We start from the raw sequence: 19,313 nt of genomic DNA, 5'->3' as shown, positions 1-19,313 counted from the left end.
ACGAGCCAGGCGTCCGTCTCGCACGCGCACCCTAGTTGTGGAGCGCGTCGATCGAGGTGGACGGCAGGGCGATCCAGCCCTCGGTCCTGGCAACGGATGCGTGCTTCTCGGGCAGTGGCTCGACCAGCCCCCGGCTGACGGCACGCGCGGTCATGGCGGCGATCACCGCGTCGAAGGCGTCGTCCGAACGCCGGCACTCGTCCTCCCACTGGCCGAGCTGCAGCCACGGCGCCGCGGCCAGGAGGGCCTCCACCGACGCCCGAAGATTGTCGACGTTCCGGGCACGCTTGTAGCCGCGGGAGGGAAGGCCCCACTTCTTCAGGGACGCCGCCGGATACACCTCGACCACGGCCCCTGCCCCGGAGCGGTCCACCGACTGCCCGTCCTGCGCGAGGTGTGCGAGCAGCCCGGCGCATCGCATCGCGGTGTGCCCGATGCGGTCCGCCGAGACGCTCAGCGGCAACAACCCTGTCGTGTCGTACGTGAAGATGTCGGTCGTCCGCAGCGCCAACCGGCGGCGCCCGTCCCGGCCGGCGAACTCCCGGGGATCGGCCACGTCGCCGGCGTGATGCGCCTTGACGAACTCGACGAACGGCTCCGGCCAGCCGAAGGGGCAGTCGATCCCGGCCTTGTCCGCGGCTCGAAGTGCTTCGAGTACGAGGGCGTCGTCGGCACCGACCACGAGCCGGCGGACCGAAGCCCCCTCGGGTGACCAGTCGATCCAGGCGACGGCTGTCTTCGCCGGTTCGGCAGCCAGGTCGACCCCCACAGTGAGCACCCGCCCATGCTAGATCCCCGCCTTGCGCGCGGGACGACCGTCAGGTCGGGCCGGCATCAACCGGTCGTGAAACCGACAGTCGATCGCGTCAGGTCGCCGCGCCCGGTCCGGGAAGCAGGTCGATGTCGCCGGCGTGCATGGGCTCGCCGCAGTGTGCGCAGCGCAGGTCGACGTGGCTGATCTCCCCGCACGCGTGGTGACGGTAGAGCACCGGCGGCCCCGCCTTTCCGGCGAGCCACTTGTCGCCCCAGCCGACCATGACCATCAGCAGGTCGAAGAGTTCGGCACCCTTCTCGGTCAGGACGTACTCGAACCGCGGCCGCGCGTCGTAGGGTCGGCGCTCGAGGATCCCGTTGTCGACGAGGTGGTTCAGCCGCTCGGTCAGGACCTTCCGCGAGATCCCGAGGTCGGCCTGGATCTGCTCGAACCTGGTGAACCCGACGTACACGTCACGCAGCACCAGCGGAGACCAGGGCTCCCCGATGACGTCGAGGGTGCGCGCGATCGAGCACGCCATCTCGCCGAAGTTCGTCCGTTGCATGCCGACAATCTAACCCTTCGGGGTTCCCTCAGGGAACTCAGCACTGCTATGGTCCTCAAAGTCTCCTGAAGGAACCCAGAAAGGACGTACGCCATGAGCAAGGTCATCGCCGCCCTGTCGGTGTCGGTCGACGGATACATCACCGGACGGGATCCCGGCGCCGGACGCGGGCTCGGCGACGCGACGATGCTGTTCGACTGGTACTTCGACGGCGACACTCCGAGCCAGGTGTTCGACGGGTTCAAGCTGAGCGCGGCCAGCGCGCGCGTCTTCGACGCCGCCGCCGGACGCGTCGGCGCCACGCTCGCCGGCCGCAACACCTACGACGACTCCGGGTGGATCAACGGCGGGACGCCACACCCGTCCGCGCCGCTGGTCGTACTCACCCATCGGCCGATCGCCGAGCTGCCCGAGCGTCAGACGGTGGTCACCACCGGGATCGAGGACGCGGTCGCGGCCGCGCAGGACGCTGCCGGTGGCAAGGACGTCGGCCTCATGGGTGGCGGCGTCACGACTGCCGCCCTGGCGGCCGGGCTCGTCGACGAGCTGATCCTGCACCAGATCCCCGTCCTGCTCGGTGGTGGCCGACCGTTCTTCCAGTCACTCTCCCAGCACGTGAGCCTCCGGCTGGTCGAGGCTGTCCCGGCACCGGGCGTCACCCACCTGCACTACGAGGTGGTCCGTTGATCCTCGCCACCGGACGGCCAACGCTCATCGAACCGGGGCGCCGTATCCCCGGGAGCAGGAGCGCGTCGTCGCAGTGATCGAGCCCGAACGCCAGACCGTCGGCATCGGCTGACCGGCTTGTTCATTGGGGGTCTCGCCAGACGTTGTCGTAGGCCGCCTCTTCGATGGCTCGCCGCTGCCGTTCGAACTCCAACTGGCGTACGGCATCCTCGACAGCGGCCAGCACCACCGCCACCGAGTCGTCGACCGCACCTGCCACCTCCGTCGCCTGCCGGCCGTGGATCCCCAGGGTTGCCGCGAGCCGGGTGAGGACGGGCTCGTCGGAGTCCCAGCGGGCCTCCGCATCGCTGCGGGCAGGCGAATCGGCCAACACCAGCTGGCCGGCCCTGAACGGATTCCGGTGGCGGCCACGTTGCCGGGTGAACTCCCCTTCGGCTTCCAGTCCGGCCACGTAGGTGGCGGAAAGGTTCCGGCCCCTGCGCCACAGCCAGTTGTCAACCGACTCATAGGGCGCTTGTCGGGCAAGGGACGACGAAGCGTTCTCCAACAGGCGATCACCTGGTGCCGACCTGCCCGTGGGGACGATCTGATCATCGTCCAGCCTGACGGTTTGTGCCTGCAGGAGGTCGATCAGCTCCGCACCGGCGAGCGCGAGCGACAGGTTTCCCTGCTCCACAGGCTGATCGGGCATCACCTCGACGACGACGATCAGCAGGTCCCGCGGTGTGGTCATCGACGGCTCCAGACCAACGACACGCTTGCTCTGGCCATTCAACAGGTCGTACCGCGCAAAGGCGAGGCCGAGCGGGAGTCGATCTTCTCACGTAGCGAGGATCTCGCCGCACGCCCGTCACGTGCCTGCAACGCTGGGTTGACAGCGAAATCAGGTCCGTACGTGGGCGACAGGAGATCAACCGATGGTTGCCGGCGAGCTGGTTCTCATCCCCGGCCCCGGAGACGTGGGCGCCGCTGTCCTCTCCCTGCTGAGGGCGCAGAATGTGTCGGTACGCGTCATGGTCCGCCGCGACGACGACCGCGCGGACCGGCTGCGTGCGCTGGGCGCGGAGGCCGTCGTCGGTGATCTCACCAAGCCCGAGACCGTCGCCGCCGCGCTCGATGGGGTCGCGCGGATGTACTTCGCCATGCCCGTGTCGCCGGACCATCTACTGGCAGCGACGGTCGTGGCGACCGTGGCCCGCGAGCATGGCCGGTTGGACGGCCTGGTCGACCTCTCACAGATGACCGTGTCGCAGATGACCGCCACCAGTACGTCGGAATCCCACCAGCAGCGGCTGCAGTGGCTGGCGGAGCAGGTGTTCAACTGGTCGGGCCTGCCGGTGGTCCACGTCCGGCCGACGTCGTTCCTCGACAATCCCCTGTTCACCAGCCTGGCGGCCCGTTCGATCAGGGAGAACGGCACGATCGCCCTGCCGTTCGGCACAGGGCGTACGTCGCCGGTCGCCGTGGAGGACGTGGCCCGGGTGGTCGCCACCGTGCTCCGCAACCCGGCTCCACACGTCGGCCACGTCTACGAGCTGACCGGGCCGAGCACGGTCGACATGACGGAGGTGGCTGAGGAGTTCTCCCGGGCGCTGGGGCGCCCGGTCTCCTATGCGGACGTACCGCCTGACCGCTGGGAGCGTGAGGTGCTCTCGAGCCTGGGCCTGCCGCCGCACGTCGAACAGCACATCGCCACCATGGCCCGGCTGCACCGGGAGAACCGTTACGACCGCGCGTCCGCCGACGTGGAACGCGTGACGGGTGTGCCGCCGCAATCCATCGAAGCTTTCGTGGTCGCACACAGGAACCTCTACGCGGGCTGAGCAACTTGCGTACGCCAGGGGCGACGCTCGAGACGGTCAGCGACGGCTGGCCTTCTGGAACTGGCGTACGGACAACGGCACGAACACCAGCAGGATCAGCACGACCCAGAACAACGTGTAGACGACGGGATGCTGCAGGGCCCACGAGTCCGGGACCGGGCCTCGCGGGTCGACATTGCCGAACAGCTCACGGGACGCCTGCGTCACCGCCGAGACAGGGTTCCACTCCACGAAGACGCGCAGACCGCTCGCGAACGACTCGGTGGGCACGAACGCATTGGACACGAACGTCAACGGGAAGATGACGATGAAGGACGCGTTGTTGATGACCTCCGGACTCGGGACCAGCAGTCCGACGTAGGCCATCACCCAGCTGATCGCGTAGGCGAACAACAGCAGCAGGGCAAAGGCACACAGCGCCTTCAGGATCCCCTCGCGGATCCGCCAGCCGATCAGCAGTCCGGTGGATCCCATGATGATCAGCGACAGCACGTTGTAGGCGACGTCGGAGGTCGTACGCCCGGTGAGCACCGCCGATCGGGACATCGGCAGTGAGCGGAAGCGATCGATGATGCCCTTCTGCATGTCCTCGGCAAGGCCCGCGCCGGTGAAGGTGGCGCCGAACACGACGGTCTGGGCGAAGATGCCGCCGATCAGGAACTCGCGGTAGGGCACCGCGCCGCCCGGATCGATGGCGCCGCCGAACACGAACGCGAACAGCAGCACGAACATGATCGGCGAGATCAGTACGAACACGAGGATGTCGGGGACGCGCTTGATCTTGATCAGGTTGCGGCGGGCGACGATCCACCCGTCGACGACCGCTCCGACGGGACCGGTGCTCATCGCGCCACCTCTCGTGGTTTCTGCTTTCGTTCGGAGACGCCGGATCCGTCGGAGCCTTCGGGGCCGGCGGACACCTCGTCCTCCTCGGCCGCGTGTCCGGTGAGGCTGAGGAACACGTCGTCGAGGGTGGGCCGGCGCAGGCCGACGTCGAGGATTCGTACGTCGGCAGACTCCAGGTCGCCGAGCACCCTGCGCAACGCCGGCACCCCGCCCGCCACGGCGACAGTGAGGGCACGGCCGTTGTCGTCGACCTGCACCTCACCGACGGCGACCGCGGCGAGCGCCTCGCAGGCTCGCGACCTGTCCGCGGCGTCGGCCAGGATCAGCTCGATCCGCTCGCCGCCGACCTGTGCCTTCAACTCGTCGGCGCTGCCGTGCGCGATGGCCCGGCCGTGGTCGATGACGAGGATGTCGTGGGCGAGGCGGTCGGCCTCCTCGAGGTACTGCGTGGTGAGGAGCAGCGTCGCGCCCGCGTCGACCAGGCTGCGGATGACGTCCCACATCTGCTGCCGCGCACGGACGTCGAGCCCGGTCGTGGGTTCGTCGAGGATCAGGACCGGCGGCTCCGCGACCAGAGCTCCGGCCAGGTCGAGGCGCCGCCGCATCCCGCCCGAGTAGGTCTTCGACGGCCGGTCTCCGGCGTCGGCCAGGTCGAACTGCTCCAGCAGCTCCCGTGCCCGGCGACCGGACCTCGCCTTGCCGAGTCCGTAGAGCCGGCCGACCATCTCGAGGTTCTCGTAGCCGGTGAGGTACTCATCGACCGCGGCGTACTGCCCCGACAACCCGATCCGCGAGCGCACCCCGTCGGGGTCCTTGCGTAGGTCGACTCCGGCGACCTCGGCGGTGCCCTCGTCGGCATCCAGCAGGGTCGCAAGGATGCGAACGGCGGTCGTCTTGCCGGCGCCGTTCGGGCCGAGCAGCGCGAGCACCTGGCCCTCGGGGACGGAGAGGTCGAGACCGGCGAGCGCCTCGACGTTCTTGTACCGCTTCACCAAGCCGGCGGCACGAATCATCTCTCTCACTGTCCGGCCCTTCCCGCGAGCTCCGTGGTCGGTAGGCGTCGGCGTCCTCACGCGTGCCGGCCCGCAAGCGGGGCTTGACGAGAGGTCCGGAGAATCACTCGCGTCGAGGATTGTACAAGTCTTTACCACCCGGGCATCGACAAAGCGCGCGGTTAATTCCTCCACGCCTTGGCCGTACGGCATGAATCACTGACCGTCCCTGCCTGTTGACACGGGAGGTTGCCATGGCCGGAAGCGGACCTCGCCCAGGCGCCGGCGCGGCCTGCCGACGCTTGACCTTTACCGGCCGATCATCCAGAATCGGCCGAATGAATTGGTAGATACCAAGTTGTACCGCGCAGGTCCAATGGTCGAGCCCAGACCGGCAGCGTCGTCGGCAGGGTGTAGGTCGTAGCCGCGCCGATACGGGCGCTGAGCACTCCCGCGACACCCCTTCACGTCTCACCACTGGCAATACCTATTGGTACTGACCACGCCCACCCATTGTGGCGTCCATCGTCAGCTCTCCCAGTCGAACTCTCGGAAGGTTCCCATGTCTGGACCAGGTCAACTCTCCCGGCGGCGGTTTGTCGGAATGGGCATCGCCGCGGCAGGTCTCGGCGGTCTGGCTGCGTGTTCCAAGGGCAGCTCCTCCTCGTCCGGCGGCGGAAAGGTCACGCTCCGGTTCTCCTACCTGTGGACCGGTCAGGAGGCGAAGGCCCTGGAGAAGGTGATCAAGAAGTTCAACCAGAGCCAGTCCAAGATCGTCGTCAAGGGCGTGTCGAACCCCGACGCGCAGGCTCAGCTTGCGGCGATGACGGGGAGCAAGGGCGCGTTCGACATCTCCGACAACTTCGGGAGTGCGACGGGCGCCTGGGCGGAGAAGGGCGTCATCAGGTCGCTCGACGACTACATCAAGAAGGACTCGTTCGACCTCGGTGACTTCACCGACTCCTCGATGGCGCAGTGCCGCTACAAGGATCAGGTCTACCAACTGCCGATCGCGGTCAACAACTCCGCGCTGTTCTACAACAAGAAGCTGTTCGCAGCGGCCGGCGTGCAGAAGCCGCCGACCACGACCAGCGAGTGGGCCGAGGCGATCGGCAAGCTGACGAAGACCGACAGCAAGGGGCGGTTGACGCAGCTGGGCCTCGCCGGGACCAGCGGTGCGGGAGCCGACTACCGGCTACTGGGGGTCACCCACGGCGGCAAGTGGTACGACAACGGGAAGCCCACTCCCGAGGACCCGGGCAACATCGCCGGTGCGAACTTCTACGTCGAGAACGTCATCAAGAAGTACGGCATCAAGGAGATCGAGCGGTTCGTGTCCGGCTTCGGTGACTACCAGTCGCCGCAGAACCCCTTCTACCAGGGCAAGTTGGCGATGGTGGTCGACGGCGAATGGCAGCCGTCGTTCATCAAGGAGTTCGCGCCCGACCTGGACTGGGGTGTCGTCCCGGTCCCGTACCCCGACGACAGGCCGGAGCTCGCCAAGACCAACCTCGTCGCGCCCGGGACGTTCTTCATCCCCAGCAACAGCCAGCACCCCGACGAGGCCTGGGAGTTCATGAAGTACCTGGTGTCGAAGGAGGCGATGTTGTCCTTCACCAAGGCGCTGTCGAACCTGCCGGCGCGCAAGTCGCTCCTGCAGGACCCGGCGTACAAGTCCATCACCAACTTCGACCTCTTCCTCGACCTGCTGGCAAGCAAGAACGCGACCGCGATCCCGAGCGAGCCGAGCCTGGCCCAGTACACCGCCGACCTGGCCACCGCGGACGACAAGATCACCCGGATGACCAAGACCCCGGCGCAGGCCTACGCGCAGGTGGCCAAGGCGGCCAAGAGCTATGGCTGAGGCAACACTCGCCGGGCGCCGGCCCAGGCGGCGCCCGGCGTGGGCGGGGCTTGCCTTCTCCTCGCCCTGGATCATCGGGCTCGTCGTGTTCATGGCCGGTCCGATTCTGGTGTCGCTCTACTACAGCTTCACCGAGTTCAACCTCTTCCAGTCACCTCGCTGGGTGGGGCTGGACAACTACGCGACCCTGTTGAAGGACCCGAAGTTCCTGGGGTCGGTGTTCAACACCGCCTACCTCGCCATCATCGGCGTTCCGCTCGGTCTGGCGTTCGCGCTGCTGGTCGCGCTGGCGCTGAACTTCCCCGTCAAGGGGCAGCCGCTGTACCGCGCGATCGTCTACCTACCGGCGATCGTGCCGGTGGTGACGGCGAGCTACCTGTGGCGCTGGGTCTTCAACGCGCAGTACGGATACCTCAACCAGGTCCTCGGAAGCATCGGCCTGCCGCAGCCCAACTGGCTGGCTGATCCGATGTGGACCAAGCCCGCGGTGCTCGTCATCACCTGGTGGGGCATCGGTGCCACGGCAGTGATCTACCTGGCGGCTCTCAAGCAGGTGCCGCAGCAGTTGTACGAGGCCGCCGCGGTCGACGGAGCGAACGGCTGGCAACGGTTCTGGTACGTCACCTGGCCGGCCCTCACGCCGGTCACGCTGTTCCAGCTCATCATGGGCGTGATCGCGGCTCTGCAGATCTTCGCCCCGACGTACCTCCTCACCCAGAGCAGAGGCAATGCGGCCAACGGAGGCCCGGGAGACTCCTTGCTGACGTACACGATGCATCTGTTCCACAACGCGTTCGTCTTCCTCAAGATGGGTCAGGCCGCCGCGATGGCCTGGATCCTCTTCCTGGTGATCGGGTTGCTCACGTCGTTCATCCTGCTGACGTCGAGGCGGTGGGTGCACTATGGCAGCGAGTGACGTGATTCGCGCGGGTCGGCCCGGGACCGCGGCCGGCAGCGGACCTGTCCCCCGGCCGCGTCGTCAGTATCTGGGCCGACGGCTGACCCACCACCTGATCCTGATCCTCATCAGCCTCGCCTTCCTGGCGCCTTTCCTGGTGATGATCACGACGGCGTTCAAGACCAGCGGCGACATCTTCCGGGTGCCGCCGAGGTTGCTGCCGCAGCACTGGATCGTGGGCAACTTCGCCGAGGCGGTCCAGGCGATGCCGTTCCTGCGGTACCTCGCCAACACCGTTCTGCTGGTCGTCCTCAACGTTGCGGGGACTCTCATCTCCTGCCCGCTGGTGGCGTACGGGCTGGCGAAACTGCACTGGCGGGGTCGCAGTGCGGTGTTCGGCACCGTGCTCGGCACCATGATGCTGCCCGCCCAGGTGACGTTCATCCCTCTCTACCTGCTGTGGGATCGCCTCGGCGCGGTCGGGACCCTGTGGCCGTTGATCATCCCGGCGTTCTTCGGCTCGCCGTTCTACATCTTCCTGCTGCGGCAGTTCTTCACCGGCGTTCCCGACTCGCTTCGGGAGGCCGGCCTCATCGACGGCGCCTCGGAGCTGCGGGTGTATCTGCAGCTGATCCTGCCGCAGGCCAAGGCAGCGATCGCGACGGTGGCGGTCTTCCAGTTCGTCGCGACCTGGACGGACTTCCTGCTGCCGTTGATCTATCTCAACAGCCAGCAGAACTACACGCTCTCCATCGGCCTCTACAACTTCTTCGGTGAACACGGTGTCGCCTGGGGTCCGCTGATGGCGGCCTGCCTGGTCTTCACGATTCCCGCGTTGGCGATCTTCATGGTGGCCCAGCGCTACTTCGTCCAGGGGATCAGCGTCACCGGCATCAAGTGAAAGGAAGCTTCTCGATGATTCGTGTCGGCATCGTGGGGACGAACACGTCCCACGCCGGCGTCTTCGCCGGACTCCTCAACGGGGTGGACGGCGGCTCGCCACGGGTCGAGGACGCTCGCGTCGTCGGCGTGTGGAGCAGTGGCAAGGAGGGGTTGTCGGGGATGCACTCGTCCGCGGCTGAGCTCGCGGCGGAGTACCAGATCGACCGGGTGGTGGCCGAGCCCGCCGAGCTGATCGGTGCGATCGACCTCGCGCTGGTCCTGGACGACCTGGACGGCGGGGCGCTGCATGCGGAGCTGGCCCGACCGTTCCTGGAGGCCGGGGTGGCGACGTACGTCGACAAGCCGATGGCGCTCACCGTGGAAGACGCCGTCGGGTTGTTCGACCTGGCCGAGCAGAACGACACTCCGCTGATGAGCTGTTCGGCACTGCGCTTCGCGCCCGAACTCGACGTCTTCCGCGCAGACGGCGACGGGGAGCTCAGCACGTTGGTCAGCGTCGGGCCAGGCGACTGGTACAACTACGGCATCCACGCCGTCGAGGCAGCGCTTGCCGTCCGCGGACCGGGGGCGAAGGAGGTGCAGCAGTTCGCGAGCAGCGATCGGGACATCACCGTGATCGAGGACGATACCGGGCCGCGGATCGTGATCGGCACTCTGCGCGATGCGAACACCGGCTTCCACCTCACCGGGTACGGACCCCAGGGAGCCGTACAGACCGAGGTGGCCGACTACCAGTCGTTCTACGCCAACACGATGTCGGCAGCCGTGGGAATGGCCCGGACCAGGAAGGCTCCGATCGACCGGCAGGCGACCCTGGAGGTGCTCGCGATCCTGGCAGCCGGGCAGCGTTCGGCCGACACCGGTGCGCCGGTCCGCCTGATCGACGTGATGCCCGATGCGACGTCCGACGTGACGCCCGGAGGGAACGCATGAGCGCCCAGCAGCCACGGATCGGTGTGGTCGGAACAGGCAGCATCGGCCGCGCACACCTGAACGCCTACCGCCGGGCCGGTGTGGACCCGGTGGCGGTCGCGGATGTCGACCGGGCCGCCGTCGAGGCGGTCGCCGCGGAGTTCGGCGCGACCGCGTACACCGACGTCGCCACGATGCTCGCCGAGGGCAACCTCGACGCGATCAGCGTGTGCACGCCACCGTCCACCCACCAGGCACTCACGGTGCAGGCGCTGGAGGCGAAGGTCGCGGTCCTGTGCGAGAAGCCGATGGCTCGTACGGTCGACGAGTGCGCGTTGATGGTCAAGGCCGCCGACGTCAACCGGACCTTGCTCACCGTGGGGTTCTGTCACCGGTTCCAGCCGGAGATCGAGGCGATCAGGACCGCCGTCGCCGATGGTCGGATCGGCACCGCACTGACCTTCCGGAACCGTTTCTCCGGCCCGCTCGACGGGGTCGAGTCGTCGTGGTTCTCCCAGCCGGAGATCTCCGGTGGCGGTGTGCTCATGGACACCTGTGTGCACTCGGTCGACCTGTTCCGGTACCTGTTCGGCGAGGTGGACCAGGTGCGCGCGCTGACGGCGACCACGGCCACCTCCCGTGGGCCGGCTCTGGAGGTCGAGGACAGCGCGGTGCTGTCGTTGCGGTCGCACGCCGGCGTACTCGGGGTGATCGAGGCCAGTTGGCGAACCGCGCCCGGAGAGGCCGTGGTCACGGTGTCCGGCACCCACGGCCGGCTGCACCTGGACTACGCCACGATGAAGCTGACCGAGGTGGGCGTGGACGGGACCGAGTCGGTCGTCGAGGTCACCGGTGAGGATCGGTTCACCCGCCAGGCACGGCATTTCCTCAGCTGTGTCGCCGGGACCGCGGTGCCGCGGGTCACGCCGGCCGACGGGGCCCGTGCGGTCGCGGTGCTGGCGGAGGCGACTGCTTCCGCCGGTGCCCGTGGATGACGACACCCGTGGTGGCGGCTTCACCAAAGCACGCCGTGGTGCGCGCACACCTGCTCGAGCTGATCCGGGACAGCCTGGAACCTCACCAGAAGCTGCCGACGGAGCGGAAGCTGTGCGACGAGCTGGGGGTGAGCCGGCTGACCGTCCGCAGGGCGGTCGAGCAGATGGTGAACGAGGGTGAGGTCTATCGGATTCAGGGGTCCGGCACCTATGTCGCCGAGCCGGCGATCCGCAAGCGCGAGGCTCTGACGTCGTTCAGCGACGACATGCGCTCGCGTGGCCTCGTACCCGGCTCGAAGCTGCTCAAAGCCGAGGAGACGGTGGCCGGTGCCCGGGAGAGCTGGCTTCTCGGCGTGAGCCCGGGCGAGCCGCTGGTGCATCTGGTGCGGCTTCGGTCGGCCAGCTCGGTGCCGATGTGCCTGGAGGAGGTGTGGTTGCTGGCACGGGTGGCGCCCGGTCTGCTGGAAACCACGCTGGAGGATTCGCTCTACGAGGCGCTGCTCGCGCGGTACTCGATCACGCTCGACCGCACCCGGCAGCAGGTGCGGGCGACCGTGGTCGACACCGCGCAGGCGGGGCTGCTCGAGGTCCCCGCACTGACGCCGGCCCTGCTGGTGGAGCGGGTGACGTACGACGTACGGGGACGGGCGATCGAGCTCGCCTCCTCGCTGTATCGCGGCGACCGGTACAGCCTGGAACAGACGCTGCGCCGCAGCCACTGACGTACGTACGCCGGTGTCCTGCGGGATCGGTGCGGCCAAGCTGGACGATTCCGTTGACCGTCTGCATGAGGCGGCTTAGCGTCCCCGACGACATCGTGGCCGTCGTGGGAGGTTGGCATGTCTGCGAAGGTGCTTGCCCGGACCGTTGTGGCCGCGGCCGCCCTGGCCATGGTGACGCTGGTCGCACCGCCGGCCCGGTCCGTGGCCCTCGGTGCGACTTCAAATCCTCTGGCAGGCGGTACGACCACCACGCTGGCGTCCGGCGTCACGCTGACCGAGCTCACGACGGGGTCCGAGACGTCGTTCTTCTGGACGGTGCATGTCTACGTACCGGCGGAGCCCGACGGCCCGATCAACACCGCGAACACGGGGCTCGGCCCGAGACCGACGGCTGAGCGGGTCGCGGAAGCTCTGACCGCGAAGGGTTTCACCCCGCGGGTCGAACGGGTCGATCTGCCCGCCTTCGCGGACGGGCCGGCACAGCCGCTCGGCTGGACCGTTCGGGTGGGCGCGTACGCCAGCCAGGCCGACGCGACCACGACGTACAACGCGATCAGGGCCGCCGGGTTCAGGGGCCAGGTTCGCTGGACGGGTGGAGACGGCGATCCCGGTGCGCTGCAGCACATGTACGTCGTACGTGTCGACTTCACCAAGTTCAACGGAACGGTGGCGAGTGAGACGGGTCCGTCTCCTGCGCTCAACGAACTCGACCATCTGTCCGACATCGTCCCGGCGTATCACGCACTGGCGGGAATCAACACGCAGTGGTTCTACAACAAGGCGCCCGGCGGCCTGTACGTGAAGGACGGCAAGGTGCTGAGTGCCGCCACCCAGGGTCGCGGCGGTGTGGCAATCACCCGTGGAGGTAAGGGAATCGACGTCGCCACCTACCGTTCGACGACCACGCTGTACACCGCGGGGTCGGCTGTCCCGGTCGATGGGATCAACCGCGTGCCCGGCCAGGTCTGGAACTGCGGCGGGATCGGCGGCGACCAACCTACCGAGCACCCGATGCACGACATCATGTGCATCGATCCCAGCGAGCTCCTTGAGTTCACGCCGGAGTGGAAGGACACTCCCAGCGGCCCGGGGACCGAGGTCGTGCTCGACGCGAAGCATCGGGTGACTGCCGTGAACGAAACCCGGGGCACGACCGTCCCGGCCACCGGCAGCACGATTCAGGGCACCGGCGACGACGCGAACTGGCTTGCCGCGCACGTCCATACCGGCGACACCGTACGAGTGGAAACTGCCGTCACCGACGGCAGCGGCCGCCGGGTCCCGCTGACTCGCACCACGACGATCATCCAGACCGGCCCGACGCTGGTCCGAGACGGCAGGGTGTCCGTCGACGCCTACGCCGACGGGATCATCCACAGCGCGAGCGACGTGGGTGACGAAGGCACCGACCAGACCTTCACCTACAACTGGACCGTACGTGGCAATCCCCGTTCGGCCATCGGCGTGGACGCCCAGGGCAGGTTACTGCTGGTGGCTGTCGACGGCCGGCAACCCGGCTACAGCGAGGGCGTGAGCATCGAGGAGGAAGCGCAGATCATGCACCGGCTCGGCGCCGTCCAGGCCCTCAACTTCGACGGCGGCGGATCGACCGTGATGGTCACCGGAGCTGCCGGCATCGTCAACCACCCCTCCGACGCCACCGGTGAGCGCGAACTCGGGAATCCGATCCTCGTCGAACCACGGCGCTGAGCACGTTGCCGACCGGCGTCGGCGACCGGCGTCGGCGACCGGCGTCGGCGACCGGCGTCAGCGACCGGCGGGTGGGACGTGGACCACCAGATCGTCGGGGACGACGTTCGCGGGTTCGTCCTTGTGGTAGAGCCACGTGGACGGCTGGTCGGTGACGTTGGCTACGCGAAGGCTCACCAGCGCCCGAGGTGGGAGCGTTCCCACGGTGACGCGGTTGCCGTCGACGCTCACCGCGTCCGGTTCGATGAACCGGCGCTGCCCGCCGCCGACGATCTCGAAGCTGCGTGACAGCTTCGCCGACGCGGGGTCGATCCGTTTCTGGAACGAGATGACGGCACTGTCGTCGGCGACCCGCTCGACGTGCCGCGGCACGGGTCGGTCCTGGTAGATGTAACCGCCGAGGTGGTACTCGTACCCCGTCCAGGTCGCGAGGCCGAGCTCGTCCGCGGTGTCGGTGAAGGTCCGCAGCCACTCGTCGTCGCGGGTCATCGCGGTCGTCGATCCGATGTCGGTCTGTGCGCCGAGCGGGAGCCTCGGATGGGCGGCACGAATCTGGTCGAGGAACGGACGGTACGTCCGCAGGTACGTTGCGGGCAGGTCGGGCTTGATCCAGTCCGGCCAGTTGGTCTGCAGGATGTGCATGTCGGGCCGCACCGCGGAGATCATGGCTGCTGCGTCGAGCCCCTGGTACTCGCGTTCGAGCGCCACGGACTCCGGCCCCGCGTCCACGCCGAGAGACCAGGTGCCGACGAGGATGTCGGGCCGGGCCTCGCGTACGCCGCCCGAGCCGTTGACCAGTTCGGCGAGGAACCCGTTCACCGCGTCAACCCGCAGTTGCACCCACTTCGCGTACCGCTCGGTGTCGGTCTTGTAGTACCGCGGCGACGAGGGATCTGTGAAGTCGGGGATCTCCAGGCCGTACCCGCGCATGAAAGCGTCCTGTGCCAACGGGCCTACATCGCCGTAGACGCCCGAGGTGAGACCGCCCCACTCAGGGAAGTAGGGCTCGGCGACCTCGAAACCGTCGAAGGGATACGTCGAGACGAGCTTGGACGCGACCTGCTTCTTCCATTCCAGGTAGTCGGTGCTGAACGGTGAGAAGCGGTAGAAGCCGTCGTCGACCGGCTTCAGCAACCTCATCTGCCACGCGGGCCAGTCGTCGGGGAAACCGGACACGGAGTACGAACCGTTCCCGATGACCATGGCCCACACGGTGATCCCGCGCCGGCGCAGCGCCTCGACGACGGGCCCGTTCACATCCTGCTCGTTCACGACGAAGTAGTGGACGATCCGGTAGCCGTTGATCGCGAGCTCGTCGGCGATGCTGTCCGGTGACCGGCTCTGGTAGTAGGCGAACCCCGGGTCGATCTGGATGCTCGGGCCGGACAGACCACGCTGCTTGGGCCGCGCCGCGGCGGGCTCGGCGGCCAGCGCGGCTTCCCCGTCGAGAAGACCGGACCCGACCGCGAAGGCGGTCGACGCGACGGCGCCGGCGAGAACAGTGCGGCGGGAGAACAGGCGGCCCGTCATGAGGAGCTCCTCTGGGTTTCGGAGTCGGACGTCGTCCCGGGTGCGAACAGCAGAACCTGAGGTCCGGCCGATCCCCCGGTCAGGCTGGTGGTGAGTCGCAGGTGGACGTCGCGTGCTCCGAAGGCGCCGTCGCCGTAGTGCCACGCGTTGGTCCAGTCGACGTACTGCGACTGGTGCAAGGTGTCGTTGACGGCGACGACGAAGTGACCTCCACCGCCGGCCGGGTTGAGGAAGAGGCCGACCGGCGTACCGGCCGCGCCGCGAGCCCCTTGCAGCACCACGTCGAGGTGGTAGAGCACGCCGTAGTTGCCGTCGTTGTACACCGCGGCACCGCCGTCGACCGCGCTGTGGCCCAGGCGGTACTCCCCCGGCATCGAGTCGTTCCAGGGCTTGCCCGGAGGCGCGGAGTCCACGGACAGCCGCTGTACTCCGCCGTCGGGCTCGACCGGGACCGTGCCGTACAGGTCCGCGTAGTCGAAGGTCCCACGCACGTGGTCGGTGTCACCGGGCAGCACGGGCAACGTGAGCGGATCGGCGGGGCGTGGCTCGGTGTACCAGTAGCCGACGGTGGTCACGGTGACTTTGGCGGGCGCAGCCCCGCGCGGGAGGCGCAACTGGTCGGTCGGGACGTCCGGGTCCAGAGCGCGCTGGAGTTGGCCGACGTTCCCCGCGGTGCCGGCGCTGACGGCGGCGAACTCCTGGATGGATGCCTCGGTGTAGGTCGGCGCGACGGTACGAGTCGACCAGTACGTCTCGCCGGCCTCCAGCGTGGTGAGGTACTTCGCGCTGTGATGGTCGTTCATGAACGCCGTCAGTGAGTTCTGGCCCGCGACGTCCGGCCAGTAGTCCGCGCTTCGGCCGACTCCGCGGTCGAACAGCAGCACGGGCCGACCAGAGGTGTTCGTCACCGCGACACCGAGCACCATCGGCACCTGTGCGTTGTTCTGCTGGTGGCCGAGAACCCGCACCAGACCCTCCACGCTGTCCCGGTAGAACGCTCCGGGCAGCGCGGTGTCGGCGTCGGGTAGCTCAGGGGAGTCCGAGAGGATCAGGTGCGGGCCACTCGCCGTCAGCGTCGGCTTCGGAATCTGGTGCTGGGTGCCCAGCGACTCGATCGGAACGAGTTCGTCGTCCGCCACCGCTGGCTGAGCATTGGTAAATACCAAGCCGGTTGCCGCGAGGAGTCCTGCGGCCAGCATTCCGCGTGCGCTCATGCGTCCTCCGGGGAGAAAGTCCAGCGGCGCTTGGCTAGCGCGGCCGATGCAAGATCATCCGGAACGTAATGTCGTGGTCGTAGGTTGTCAATACCAATCCGGTAACCCTGGCCAAAGGCCGATCCAGGCCATCGGAGCGAATGCCTCGAGGAGCACCTCGCGAAACACCGCGGAGGAGGGACGGTTCGCTCTTGTGCGTGTCCGGCGTCTGGTCCTGCTCGATGCGGTGCAGGAGCACGGCAGCCGTCGCGCCTGCGGGCGTGCCCAGAGCGTCGAGCGCATCGCAGCCGGAGTTGCCTCTCTCCCTCGCTGTCGGCGCCCGCGCCTCAGATGCTCAGGCCGTGGCCGAAGCGGAAGAGAGGTTCGGCGGTGTCGAACGGTACGTCGCTTCGGCTGTCCTCGACCGCTCGCATCGAGGACGGCAGGTCGAACGGCAACCGGCCCTCAGGCTTGACGACACCGAAGAGCACGTCGAGCAGGGCCCGCGCATTCGTGCCGTACGTGGCGACGACGGCCGCTGCCTGGTCGACGACCTCCGGGATCACCGCGGCGCGTTCGAGGTGGATGTCCACGACCGTCGGCACCGCGGCACAGATCGCGGCCTGGCGCGCCTTCTCGGTCTCGTCGAACTCCAGTGACCCGGCGTGGAACATCGCCTCGAAGCCACCCGGTCGCGGTTCGTACGGCGTGCCCAACCGAAGCAACGCCACGTCCGCCTCTGCCGGCGTGTCGACCACCGTCGCGAACGGCGCCACGACCTCGGCGTCGATCCCCTCGACGTACGACCGGATTCCCTTGCGCAGCGGGAGAATCTGTTCCTTGTTGGTCAGCACCGTGACCGACCGCCGTTGCGCGTCCTCGCCGCGCGCAACGAAGTCGTGCCTGCCGACGACGCCCGCCACCGCGTCGACGTCCACGAACGGGTTGTCGAACAGGCCGAGCCGGAACTTCTCCCGCAGCAACCGGCGCACGGACACGTCGATCCGGTCGACGCTCACCAGCCCCTTCCCGACGGCCTCGACCACGAGCTCCGGGCGGCTCTCGCCACCGAACTGGTCGCAGCCGGCCTCGATGATCTTGACGACGCGTTCGAGCTCGCTCAGGTGCTCACATCCCCAGGCGCGCGCGGGCATCGGCTGGCCCATGATCTGGGCATCGGTGACCAGTCCCCAGTCGGTGCACACGATGCCGTCGAAGCCGAGCCGCTCGCGCAGGATGCCGGTGATGATGCCCTTGTTGAACGCGAAGCCGACCTCCTCGTACTCCGTACCGACCGGCATGCCGTAGTACGGCATCACCTGGGAGGTGCCGGCTGCCAGCGCTGCCAAGAACGGCTTGACGTGGTAGTCGAAGTTGCCGCCCGGATAGACCTGTTCGCGCCCGTAGGCGAAGTGTGGGTCCTCCCCGTCCAGCTGTGGCCCGCCGCCGGGAAAGTGCTTGGTCATTGTGGAAACGCTCCCGGGTCCGAGTTCCGCGCCCTGGAAACCTCTGACGTACGCGGCGACGAGTTCTCCGGACAGGTCGGCGTCCTCACCGAACGTGCCGGACACCCGAGACCAGCGGGGCTCGGTGGCAAGGTCGACCTGCGGGTGAAGCGCGACGCGGAAGCCCACCGCGGTGTATTCCTGACGAGCGATGTCGGCGAACTCCTCCACCAGCCCAGGCGATCGCAGCGCGGCGAAGCCGAGCGTCTCGGGCCACTGGCTGAACGCCGTTGCCCTGAATGCCGCCCCGATATTCTCGGTGAAGTGGTGGCGCGGATCCGTCGACAGCGAGACCGGAATGCCGAGCCTCGTCTCGCGAGCGGCCTCCTGCAGCCGGTTGTGCCACTCCGCCGCCTGGCGCGGGTCGTCCACCGAACCCAGCAGGTTGAAGTGGTTGAGCAGCTGGTTGGCAACCAGGTGCCGCGTGCTTGGCAATCCGGGCGGGTCGCCGGCTTCCGACAGCCGGCCGCCGGGGCCCATCGCCACCATCGGCTGGAACATCAGCCCGGCCTTCTCCGGCAACGTCATCCGAGCCAGCAGGTCCTGCACCCGTTCACCGACGGAACGGGCGGGGTCACGGTAGGTCTCGGTCACCGGGCTCTCCTCTCGAAGGGAGCAGGCAAGGCAGTGTTCCGTACCCCGACTCTTCTGGCGCGATCTCCGGGACACGCGGTGCCGCAGTTTGCACGGCCGCGCCTGATGCAGTATCCAATACCGGACATAACGCCCTTCCACCCAAGGTCGGCGAGGTTCGAGCGGGGGACGTCCCGGCCCTGTGCGACCGAGGAGATCATCATTTCGAGACACCAGGCGTACAAGACGGGCCACATGGCGACCCGCGAGGACCTGGCCACCGCCCGCCAGGCCCCCGAGCCCGACCCGGCGCTGCCGGTGGTCCAGCACCGGACGGCCGGAATTCACTGGCCGCAGTACGTCAACAACCACCGGCTCGTCGGCGGGCTCGTGGCCGGCTTCGCGGCCCTCCACATCGCAGACATGGTCGGCTACTGGCTACCCGGCGTCGGCCTGCCGAAGCTGGACTTCGCCTACTTCAACGGCTCCATCCTCATGCCCAAGGGGGCCGCTGCACCGCAGTGGTTCGAGGGGCACATCTTCCACACCTTCAACGGCCTCGTGTTCGCGCTCGGCTACGCCCTGCTGATCTTCCCGTTGCTGGGCAAGACCCTGACGACCGCGCGCAACGTCGCCCGCGGAATCGCCATGGGTATGGTCCTGGCAACGCTGAGTTGCCTGTGGTGGATCCCTACGCAGTTCCCGGCTCTGCACGCGGGCTTCATGTCACACAACCTCGGCTGGAAGCTCGTCCTCGGCGTCTACGTGTGGCACCTCGCCTGGTCGTTCGCGCTCGGCTTCTTCTTCAACCCGCAGGACTAAACGAACCCGTCCTGGGACG

18 protein-coding genes are annotated in these 19,313 nt (G+C 67.9%); 10 read left to right on the top strand and 8 right to left on the bottom strand.

The window, feature by feature from the left end; genetic code table 11:
- Positions 1 to 31: 31 nt before the first annotated feature.
- Complete coding sequence (locus ABZV93_RS08425; RefSeq protein ID WP_354932386.1) at positions 32 to 778, bottom strand: DUF429 domain-containing protein; 747 nt, start codon at positions 776 to 778, stop codon at positions 32 to 34.
- Between the two features lie 88 nt (positions 779 to 866).
- The gene (locus tag ABZV93_RS08420; RefSeq protein ID WP_179789834.1) at positions 867 to 1,319 is read right to left on the bottom strand and encodes a helix-turn-helix domain-containing protein; all 453 of its coding nucleotides are present in this window, start codon (positions 1,317 to 1,319) and stop codon (positions 867 to 869) included.
- 93 nt (positions 1,320 to 1,412) lie between these two features.
- Here ABZV93_RS08420 and ABZV93_RS08415 point away from each other — a divergent pair, with 93 nt between their 5' ends.
- Positions 1,413 to 2,006, top strand: coding sequence for a dihydrofolate reductase family protein (locus ABZV93_RS08415; protein WP_354932384.1), 594 nt, complete (start codon positions 1,413 to 1,415; stop codon positions 2,004 to 2,006).
- 121 nt (positions 2,007 to 2,127) lie between these two features.
- Here ABZV93_RS08415 and ABZV93_RS08410 read toward each other — a convergent pair whose 3' ends face one another.
- Entirely contained in the window at positions 2,128 to 2,739 is a 612-nt protein-coding gene (locus ABZV93_RS08410) for a GPP34 family phosphoprotein (RefSeq protein WP_354932382.1), read from the bottom strand.
- A gap of 184 nt (positions 2,740 to 2,923) precedes the next feature.
- Between ABZV93_RS08410 and ABZV93_RS08405 the strand changes: the two genes are divergently transcribed.
- Positions 2,924 to 3,829, top strand: a complete 906-nt coding sequence (locus ABZV93_RS08405) for an NAD(P)H-binding protein (RefSeq protein ID WP_354932380.1) — start codon at positions 2,924 to 2,926, stop codon at positions 3,827 to 3,829.
- 36 nt (positions 3,830 to 3,865) lie between these two features.
- On the opposite strand, the gene ABZV93_RS08400 is transcribed toward ABZV93_RS08405, so the two are convergent.
- Together ABZV93_RS08400 and ABZV93_RS08395 are read right to left on the bottom strand one after the other, a co-directional pair.
- Complete coding sequence (locus tag ABZV93_RS08400) at positions 3,866 to 4,675, bottom strand: ABC transporter permease (RefSeq protein WP_354932378.1); 810 nt, start codon at positions 4,673 to 4,675, stop codon at positions 3,866 to 3,868.
- Positions 4,672 to 5,688 (bottom strand): ATP-binding cassette domain-containing protein, encoded by a 1,017-nt coding sequence (locus tag ABZV93_RS08395; RefSeq protein WP_354932376.1) that lies wholly within the window; start codon positions 5,686 to 5,688, stop codon positions 4,672 to 4,674. The genes ABZV93_RS08400 and ABZV93_RS08395 overlap by 4 nt, the downstream gene beginning before the upstream one ends.
- Before the next feature lie 541 nt (positions 5,689 to 6,229).
- On the opposite strand from ABZV93_RS08395, the gene ABZV93_RS08390 reads away from it, so the two are divergent.
- The 7 genes from ABZV93_RS08390 (at position 6,230) to ABZV93_RS08360 (ending at position 13,671) form a co-directional block, all read left to right on the top strand.
- Positions 6,230 to 7,531, top strand: coding sequence for an ABC transporter substrate-binding protein (locus ABZV93_RS08390; protein WP_354932374.1), 1,302 nt, complete (start codon positions 6,230 to 6,232; stop codon positions 7,529 to 7,531).
- Positions 7,524 to 8,447 (top strand): sugar ABC transporter permease, encoded by a 924-nt coding sequence (locus ABZV93_RS08385; RefSeq protein WP_354932372.1) that lies wholly within the window; start codon positions 7,524 to 7,526, stop codon positions 8,445 to 8,447. Before ABZV93_RS08390 ends, ABZV93_RS08385 begins: the two co-directional genes overlap by 8 nt.
- Positions 8,434 to 9,330, top strand: a complete 897-nt coding sequence (locus ABZV93_RS08380; protein ID WP_354932370.1) for a carbohydrate ABC transporter permease — start codon at positions 8,434 to 8,436, stop codon at positions 9,328 to 9,330. The genes ABZV93_RS08385 and ABZV93_RS08380 overlap by 14 nt, the downstream gene beginning before the upstream one ends.
- A 14-nt stretch (positions 9,331 to 9,344) precedes the next feature.
- Entirely contained in the window at positions 9,345 to 10,265 is a 921-nt protein-coding gene (locus ABZV93_RS08375) for a Gfo/Idh/MocA family oxidoreductase (RefSeq protein ID WP_354932368.1), read from the top strand.
- On the top strand, positions 10,262 to 11,239 hold the full coding sequence (locus tag ABZV93_RS08370) for a Gfo/Idh/MocA family oxidoreductase (RefSeq protein ID WP_354932366.1): 978 nt from the start codon (positions 10,262 to 10,264) through the stop codon (positions 11,237 to 11,239). The genes ABZV93_RS08375 and ABZV93_RS08370 overlap by 4 nt, the downstream gene beginning before the upstream one ends.
- Positions 11,236 to 11,961, top strand: a complete 726-nt coding sequence (locus ABZV93_RS08365; protein ID WP_354932364.1) for a GntR family transcriptional regulator — start codon at positions 11,236 to 11,238, stop codon at positions 11,959 to 11,961. The genes ABZV93_RS08370 and ABZV93_RS08365 overlap by 4 nt, the downstream gene beginning before the upstream one ends.
- 117 nt (positions 11,962 to 12,078) lie before the next feature.
- Complete coding sequence (locus ABZV93_RS08360; RefSeq protein WP_354932362.1) at positions 12,079 to 13,671, top strand: phosphodiester glycosidase family protein; 1,593 nt, start codon at positions 12,079 to 12,081, stop codon at positions 13,669 to 13,671.
- Positions 13,672 to 13,728: 57 nt separating this feature from the next.
- On the opposite strand, the gene ABZV93_RS08355 is transcribed toward ABZV93_RS08360, so the two are convergent.
- The 3 genes from ABZV93_RS08355 to ABZV93_RS08345 form a co-directional block, all read right to left on the bottom strand.
- On the bottom strand, positions 13,729 to 15,201 hold the full coding sequence (locus tag ABZV93_RS08355) for a hypothetical protein (RefSeq protein ID WP_354932360.1): 1,473 nt from the start codon (positions 15,199 to 15,201) through the stop codon (positions 13,729 to 13,731).
- A complete protein-coding gene (locus tag ABZV93_RS08350) occupies positions 15,198 to 16,415 on the bottom strand; it encodes a hypothetical protein (RefSeq protein WP_354932358.1) in 1,218 nt (405 codons plus the stop codon). Before ABZV93_RS08350 ends, ABZV93_RS08355 begins: the two co-directional genes overlap by 4 nt.
- A 326-nt stretch (positions 16,416 to 16,741) precedes the next feature.
- The gene (locus ABZV93_RS08345; protein ID WP_354932356.1) at positions 16,742 to 18,493 is read right to left on the bottom strand and encodes a glycoside hydrolase family 3 N-terminal domain-containing protein; all 1,752 of its coding nucleotides are present in this window, start codon (positions 18,491 to 18,493) and stop codon (positions 16,742 to 16,744) included.
- A gap of 234 nt (positions 18,494 to 18,727) precedes the next feature.
- Between ABZV93_RS08345 and ABZV93_RS08340 the strand changes: the two genes are divergently transcribed.
- Positions 18,728 to 19,294, top strand: a complete 567-nt coding sequence (locus tag ABZV93_RS08340) for a hypothetical protein (protein ID WP_354932354.1) — start codon at positions 18,728 to 18,730, stop codon at positions 19,292 to 19,294.
- Positions 19,295 to 19,313 lie beyond the last annotated feature (19 nt).

Source organism: Actinopolymorpha sp. NPDC004070 (assembly GCF_040610475.1).
Taxonomy (GTDB): domain Bacteria; phylum Actinomycetota; class Actinomycetes; order Propionibacteriales; family Actinopolymorphaceae; genus Actinopolymorpha.
This window is presented reverse-complemented; position numbering and strand designations above follow the sequence as displayed.

Excerpts from the sequence above, each read along its gene's own strand:
- ABZV93_RS08420 (WP_179789834.1), bottom strand. The coding sequence starts at position 1,319 with ATGCAACGGACGAACTTCGGCGAGATGGCGTGCTCGATCGCGCGCACC.
- ABZV93_RS08415 (WP_354932384.1), top strand. The coding sequence starts at position 1,413 with ATGAGCAAGGTCATCGCCGCCCTGTCGGTGTCGGTCGACGGATACATC.
- ABZV93_RS08410 (WP_354932382.1), bottom strand. The coding sequence starts at position 2,739 with ATGACCACACCGCGGGACCTGCTGATCGTCGTCGTCGAGGTGATGCCC.
- ABZV93_RS08405 (WP_354932380.1), top strand. The coding sequence starts at position 2,924 with ATGGTTGCCGGCGAGCTGGTTCTCATCCCCGGCCCCGGAGACGTGGGC.
- ABZV93_RS08400 (WP_354932378.1), bottom strand. The coding sequence starts at position 4,675 with ATGAGCACCGGTCCCGTCGGAGCGGTCGTCGACGGGTGGATCGTCGCC.
- ABZV93_RS08395 (WP_354932376.1), bottom strand. The coding sequence starts at position 5,688 with ATGATTCGTGCCGCCGGCTTGGTGAAGCGGTACAAGAACGTCGAGGCG.
- ABZV93_RS08390 (WP_354932374.1), top strand. The coding sequence starts at position 6,230 with ATGTCTGGACCAGGTCAACTCTCCCGGCGGCGGTTTGTCGGAATGGGC.
- ABZV93_RS08385 (WP_354932372.1), top strand. The coding sequence starts at position 7,524 with ATGGCTGAGGCAACACTCGCCGGGCGCCGGCCCAGGCGGCGCCCGGCG.
- ABZV93_RS08380 (WP_354932370.1), top strand. The coding sequence starts at position 8,434 with ATGGCAGCGAGTGACGTGATTCGCGCGGGTCGGCCCGGGACCGCGGCC.
- ABZV93_RS08375 (WP_354932368.1), top strand. The coding sequence starts at position 9,345 with ATGATTCGTGTCGGCATCGTGGGGACGAACACGTCCCACGCCGGCGTC.
- ABZV93_RS08370 (WP_354932366.1), top strand. The coding sequence starts at position 10,262 with ATGAGCGCCCAGCAGCCACGGATCGGTGTGGTCGGAACAGGCAGCATC.
- ABZV93_RS08365 (WP_354932364.1), top strand. The coding sequence starts at position 11,236 with ATGACGACACCCGTGGTGGCGGCTTCACCAAAGCACGCCGTGGTGCGC.
- ABZV93_RS08360 (WP_354932362.1), top strand. The coding sequence starts at position 12,079 with ATGTCTGCGAAGGTGCTTGCCCGGACCGTTGTGGCCGCGGCCGCCCTG.
- ABZV93_RS08355 (WP_354932360.1), bottom strand. The coding sequence starts at position 15,201 with ATGACGGGCCGCCTGTTCTCCCGCCGCACTGTTCTCGCCGGCGCCGTC.
- ABZV93_RS08350 (WP_354932358.1), bottom strand. The coding sequence starts at position 16,415 with ATGAGCGCACGCGGAATGCTGGCCGCAGGACTCCTCGCGGCAACCGGC.
- ABZV93_RS08340 (WP_354932354.1), top strand. The coding sequence starts at position 18,728 with ATGGCGACCCGCGAGGACCTGGCCACCGCCCGCCAGGCCCCCGAGCCC.